This window comes from Mycolicibacterium septicum DSM 44393, assembly GCF_000455325.1.
In the GTDB taxonomy this organism is placed as follows: domain Bacteria; phylum Actinomycetota; class Actinomycetes; order Mycobacteriales; family Mycobacteriaceae; genus Mycobacterium; species Mycobacterium septicum.
In genome coordinates this window covers 3,630,137-3,634,806 of the sequence record NZ_HG322951.1, presented here as the reverse complement: position 1 = coordinate 3,634,806, position 4,670 = coordinate 3,630,137, and the positions used below count along the sequence as shown (strand labels likewise).

Here is a 4,670-nt window from a genome sequence, read left to right as displayed (position 1 = left end):
GAACCGGCCGCGGGAATCGATGTTGAAGGTCTGGATGCCGACGATCGAGTCGGTCAGGGTCGGTGACCCCAGTGGTGGCAGCGCGGTGCCGTTGTCCCGCACCGGACCTCCGACCAGCGCCGAATACCGCTGTCCGGTGAACGGCAGCCAGGTCAGGCCGGCGACCGGCTCACCATCGGCCAGCAACCCGAGCAGGATGGCCGCCATCGGCGACCCGGCCGCGTAGTTGAACGTGCCGTCGATCGGGTCGAGCACCCACACCAGCGGCGAGTCGATGGGCTCCCCGCCGAATTCCTCGCCGTGGACCCCGATCCCGGTCGCCTCGGTCAGCGCCCGCACCACCTGCCGTTCGATCGCGAGATCGACCTCGGTGGCAAAGTCGTTGCCCTGCTTGGTGACCGCGGAATCCGCGCGGTGCCCGGCGATGAACGGCACCGACGCCGCGTCGAGGATCTCGGTCGCCGCAGCTACCAGTGCGGCCAACTTCGACGGATCCAGGTCACCCACCTCGCTTATCCGCTGACCGCGGCCAGTGCCTGCGGCAGAGTGAATCGTTCGGCGTAGAGCGCCTTCCCGACGATTGCGCCTTCGACACCGTGGCCGGTCAGGGTCGCGATCGCCCGGAGGTCATCGAGGCTGGACACCCCGCCCGAGGCGATCACCGGGGCGTCGGTGCGGTCGGCGACCGCGGCGAGCAGTTCCAGGTTGGGACCGGTGAGGGTGCCGTCCTTGGTGACGTCGGTGACGACGTATCGCGAACACCCTTCGCGGTCAAGGCGATCCAGGACCTCCCAGAGGTCGCCGCCGTCGGTTTCCCAGCCGCGCCCGCGGAGCCGCCAGCTGTCGTTCTCGAACTGCACGTCCAGCCCGACAGCCACCCGGTCGCCGTACTCGGCGATGGCGCGGCGGCACCACTCGGGGCTTTCCAGCGCCGCGGTGCCGATGTTCACCCGCGCACAACCGGTGTCCATGGCTGCCTTCAGCGAATCGTCATCGCGGATCCCGCCAGACAATTCGACCTTCACGTCGAGCTTGCCGACCAGATCGGCCAGCAGTTCGCGGTTGCTGCCGCGCCCGAAGGCGGCGTCCAGGTCCACCAGGTGGATCCACTCGGCACCGTCACGCTGCCATGCCTGCGCGGCTTCCAGCGCCGAACCGTAATCGGTCTCACTGCCTGCCTTGCCCTGGACCAGACGCACCGCCTTGCCGTCCACCACATCGACAGCCGGCAACAGAATCAAACTCACAGTCCCTCAACCCAATTCGCGAGAAGCGTCGCACCGGCGTCGCCACTCTTCTCCGGATGAAATTGCGTGGCCGACAACGCGCCGTCTTCGACGGCAGCGATGAAGGGCACATGATGCGTCGCCCAGGTGACCAGTGCGTCCGGATTACCGGACCACTCCTGGGCGGCGTACGAATGCACGAAATAGAAGCGCGTTGCGGCGTCGAGCCCCTTGAACAGGGTGCTGCCGGCCGCGGCGTCGACGACATTCCACCCCATGTGTGGAATCACCGGGGCGTCCAGTCGGGTCACCGAGCCGGGCCACTGCCCGCAACCGGTGGACTCCGTCCCGAATTCCACCCCGCGGGCGAACAGGATCTGCATGCCGACGCAGACCCCCAGCACCGGACGACCGTGCTGCAGGCGGTCGGCGATGATCTTCTCGCCGCCGATCGCCCGGAGTCCGGTCATGCAGGCCTCGAAGGCACCGACACCGGGCACCACCAGACCGTCGGCTGCCGCGGCAGCGCCCGGATCGGCCGTGACTTCCACGTCCGCGCCGACCCGCTCCAGCGCACGCTGAGCCGAGCGGAGATTGCCCGATCCGTAGTCGAGAACGATGACTTTCTTGGTCACAGAGTGCCTTTGGTCGACGGAACGCCGGTCACCCGGGCGTCGTACTCGACGGCCTGGCGCAACGCGCGGGCCACGGCCTTGTACTGCGCCTCGGTGATGTGGTGCGGGTCGCGACCGTAGAGCGTGCGTACGTGCAATGCGATGCGGGCGTTGAACGCCAGTGATTCGAACACGTGCCGGTTGATCACGGTGTGGTACGGCGCCTGCGATCCGGCGATGGTGAATTCCACCATGAACTCCGGTTCCCCGGTGTGCACGAAATACGGCCGGCCTGACACGTCGACCGCGGCGTGAGCGAGGGTCTCGTCCATCGGGATGAACGCGTCGCCGAACCGGCGGATGCCCTTCTTGTCACCGAGCGCCTGGCCGAGTGCCTGGCCCAGCACGATCGCGGTGTCCTCGATCGTGTGGTGCCCCTCGATCTCGATGTCGCCCTTGGCGTGCACCGTGAGATCGAAACTGGCGTGGGTGCCGAGCGCGTTCAGCATGTGGTCGAAGAACGGCACACCGGTGTCGATGTCAACGACGCCGGTGCCGTCGAGGTCGATCTCGACGACGATGTCGGATTCCCTGGTCTTACGTTCGACCTTCGCGCGACGGGTCACGATGCTCCTACCGGGCTGTTGGCTGGCTGAAGTTCGGTGGCGGACAGATCGGCACTGGCGGCCAGGAACGCATCGTTCTCCTCGGCCAGACCGATTGTGGTGCGCAGGAAGCCGGGGATGCCGACATCGCGGATGAGGATCCCCTTGTCCAGGTAGCGCTGCCACGTCGCGGGTGCATCGACGAACTCGCCGAACAGCACGAAGTTGGCATCGCTGGGGATCACGCGATAGCCGAGGCGATGCAGTTCCGCACTCACCCGGTCGCGTTCGGCGGCCAGGGTCGCAACACTGCCCAGGGTGTCGTCGGCGTGACGCAACGCCGCGCACGCGGCGGCCTGGGTGAGCACGGACAGGTGATACGGCAGGCGCACCAGCAGCAGCGCGTCGATCACTGCGGGCGCGGCGGCCAGATAGCCGAGCCGACCGCCGGCGAACGCGAACGCCTTGCTCATCGTGCGGGTGACGATCAGCTTGGCCGGGAACTCGTCGATCAAGGTGACCGCGCTGGGCTGCGACGAGAACTCGCCGTAGGCCTCGTCGACGATCAAGATGCCACCCGGCATCGCTTGCAGCAGACGGCGCAGGTCCTCGATCGAGACACTCTGGCCCGACGGGTTGTTGGGGCTCGCCACGAACACCACGTCGGGTGTGCGCTCCTCGACCGCGGCGACGGCGGCGTCGACGTCCAGCCCGAAGTCGGCCGCGCGGGCCGCCTGCAGCCACTCGGTCTGGGTGCCGTCGGAGATGATCGGGTGCATCGAGTACGACGGCACGAACCCGATCGCCGTGCGTCCCGGCCCGCCGAAGGCCTGCAGCAGCTGCTGCAGGATCTCGTTGGAACCGTTTGCCGCCCAGAGGTTGTCGACGGTGAGCTGCACACCGGTGGCCGCGGTCAGATAGGCCGCCAGATCGGTGCGCAACGCCACCGCGTCACGATCGGGATAACGGTGCAGTTCGGCGGCGGCCTCGCGGACCGAGGCGGCGACGTCGTCGATCAGGGCCTGCGTCGGCGGATGCGGGTTCTCATTGGTGTTGAGCCGCACCGGCACCACCAATTGCGGAGCCCCGTAAGGAGATTTCCCGCGCAGGTTTTCCCGCAGCGGCAGATCGGCCAGCGTCACATCCTGTGCGCCCATTACCGCTCGAACCTCCGTCGTACCGCCTCGCCGTGGGAGGGCAGGTTTTCCGCCTTGGACAAGGTGATCACATGTCCGGAAACGTCTTTGAGTGCGGCCTCGTCGTACTCGACGACGTGGATGCCGCGCAGGAAGGTCTGCACGGACAGGCCGCTGGAATGCCGCGCACAGCCCGCGGTCGGCAGCACGTGGTTGGAGCCGGCGCAGTAGTCACCCAGGCTGACCGGAGACCAGGCACCCACGAAAATCGCTCCCGCGGAACGAATCCGGCCGGCCACCCCGGGCGCGTCCTGGGTCTGGATCTCCAGGTGCTCGGCGGCGTAGGCATTCACCACCCGCACCCCGGCCTCGATGTCGTCGACGAGCACGATCGCTGACTGCCTGCCCGAGAGCGCCACCCGGACACGGTCGACGTGCACCGTGGTGGCCAGCTGGCGGGTGAGCTCGCGATCGGTCGCCGCGGCCAATGCCTCACTGTCGGTGACCAGCACGCTGGCCGCCATCTCGTCGTGCTCGGCTTGGCTGATCAGATCCGCGGCGACGTGCACCGGGTCGGCGGTGTCGTCGGCCAGGATCGCGATCTCCGTCGGGCCCGCTTCGGCGTCGATGCCGACCTGCGAGCGGCAGATCCGCTTGGCGGCGGTCACGTAGATGTTCCCGGGACCGGTGATCATGTCGACGGGAGCCAGCTCGGCACCGTCGGTGTCGGTGCCGCCGTAGGCCAGCAGCGCCACCGCCTGCGCACCACCGACGGCCCACACCTCGTCGACGCCGAGCAGCGCGGCGGCGGCCAGGATGGTCGGGTGCGGCAGGCCGTCGAATTCCGCCTGCGGCGGGCTGGCGATCACCAGCGAATCGACGCCGGCGGTCTGCGCGGGCACCACGTTCATCACGACGCTCGACGGGTACACCGCGTTGCCGCCGGGCACGTACAGCCCGACGCGCTCCACCGGCACCCAGCGTTCGGTGACGGTGGCACCGGGGGCCAGCGTGGTGGTGGTGTCGGTGCGGCGTTGATCGGCGTGCACCGCGCGCGCCCGGTCGATCGCGACCTGCAGTGCGGCGCGT

General features: G+C 68.4%; 6 protein-coding genes. All 6 read right to left on the bottom strand.

The genetic code is table 11. The features are described 5' to 3' along the window. A partial coding sequence (locus TX88_RS35160; protein ID WP_044518438.1) for an inositol monophosphatase family protein occupies positions 1-516 on the bottom strand: 516 nt, incomplete at its 3' end. Beyond that, positions 513-1,247 (bottom strand): bifunctional 1-(5-phosphoribosyl)-5-((5-phosphoribosylamino)methylideneamino)imidazole-4-carboxamide isomerase/phosphoribosylanthranilate isomerase PriA, encoded by a 735-nt coding sequence (priA, locus tag TX88_RS17180; protein WP_044518436.1) that lies wholly within the window; start codon positions 1,245-1,247, stop codon positions 513-515. The genes TX88_RS35160 and priA, both read right to left, overlap by 4 nt. Then, positions 1,244-1,861 (bottom strand): imidazole glycerol phosphate synthase subunit HisH, encoded by a 618-nt coding sequence (gene hisH / locus TX88_RS17175; RefSeq protein ID WP_044518435.1) that lies wholly within the window; start codon positions 1,859-1,861, stop codon positions 1,244-1,246. The genes priA and hisH overlap by 4 nt, the downstream gene beginning before the upstream one ends. After that, positions 1,858-2,466: an imidazoleglycerol-phosphate dehydratase HisB gene (gene hisB / locus TX88_RS17170; RefSeq protein ID WP_044518433.1), complete on the bottom strand. Its 609-nt coding sequence runs from the start codon at positions 2,464-2,466 to the stop codon at positions 1,858-1,860. Before hisB ends, hisH begins: the two co-directional genes overlap by 4 nt. After that, positions 2,463-3,602, bottom strand: a complete 1,140-nt coding sequence (locus tag TX88_RS17165; RefSeq protein WP_044518432.1) for a histidinol-phosphate transaminase — start codon at positions 3,600-3,602, stop codon at positions 2,463-2,465. Before TX88_RS17165 ends, hisB begins: the two co-directional genes overlap by 4 nt. Then, on the bottom strand, positions 3,602-4,670 hold a 1,069-nt coding region (gene hisD, locus TX88_RS17160; protein ID WP_044518430.1), incomplete at its 5' end, for a histidinol dehydrogenase. The genes hisD and TX88_RS17165, both read right to left, overlap by 1 nt.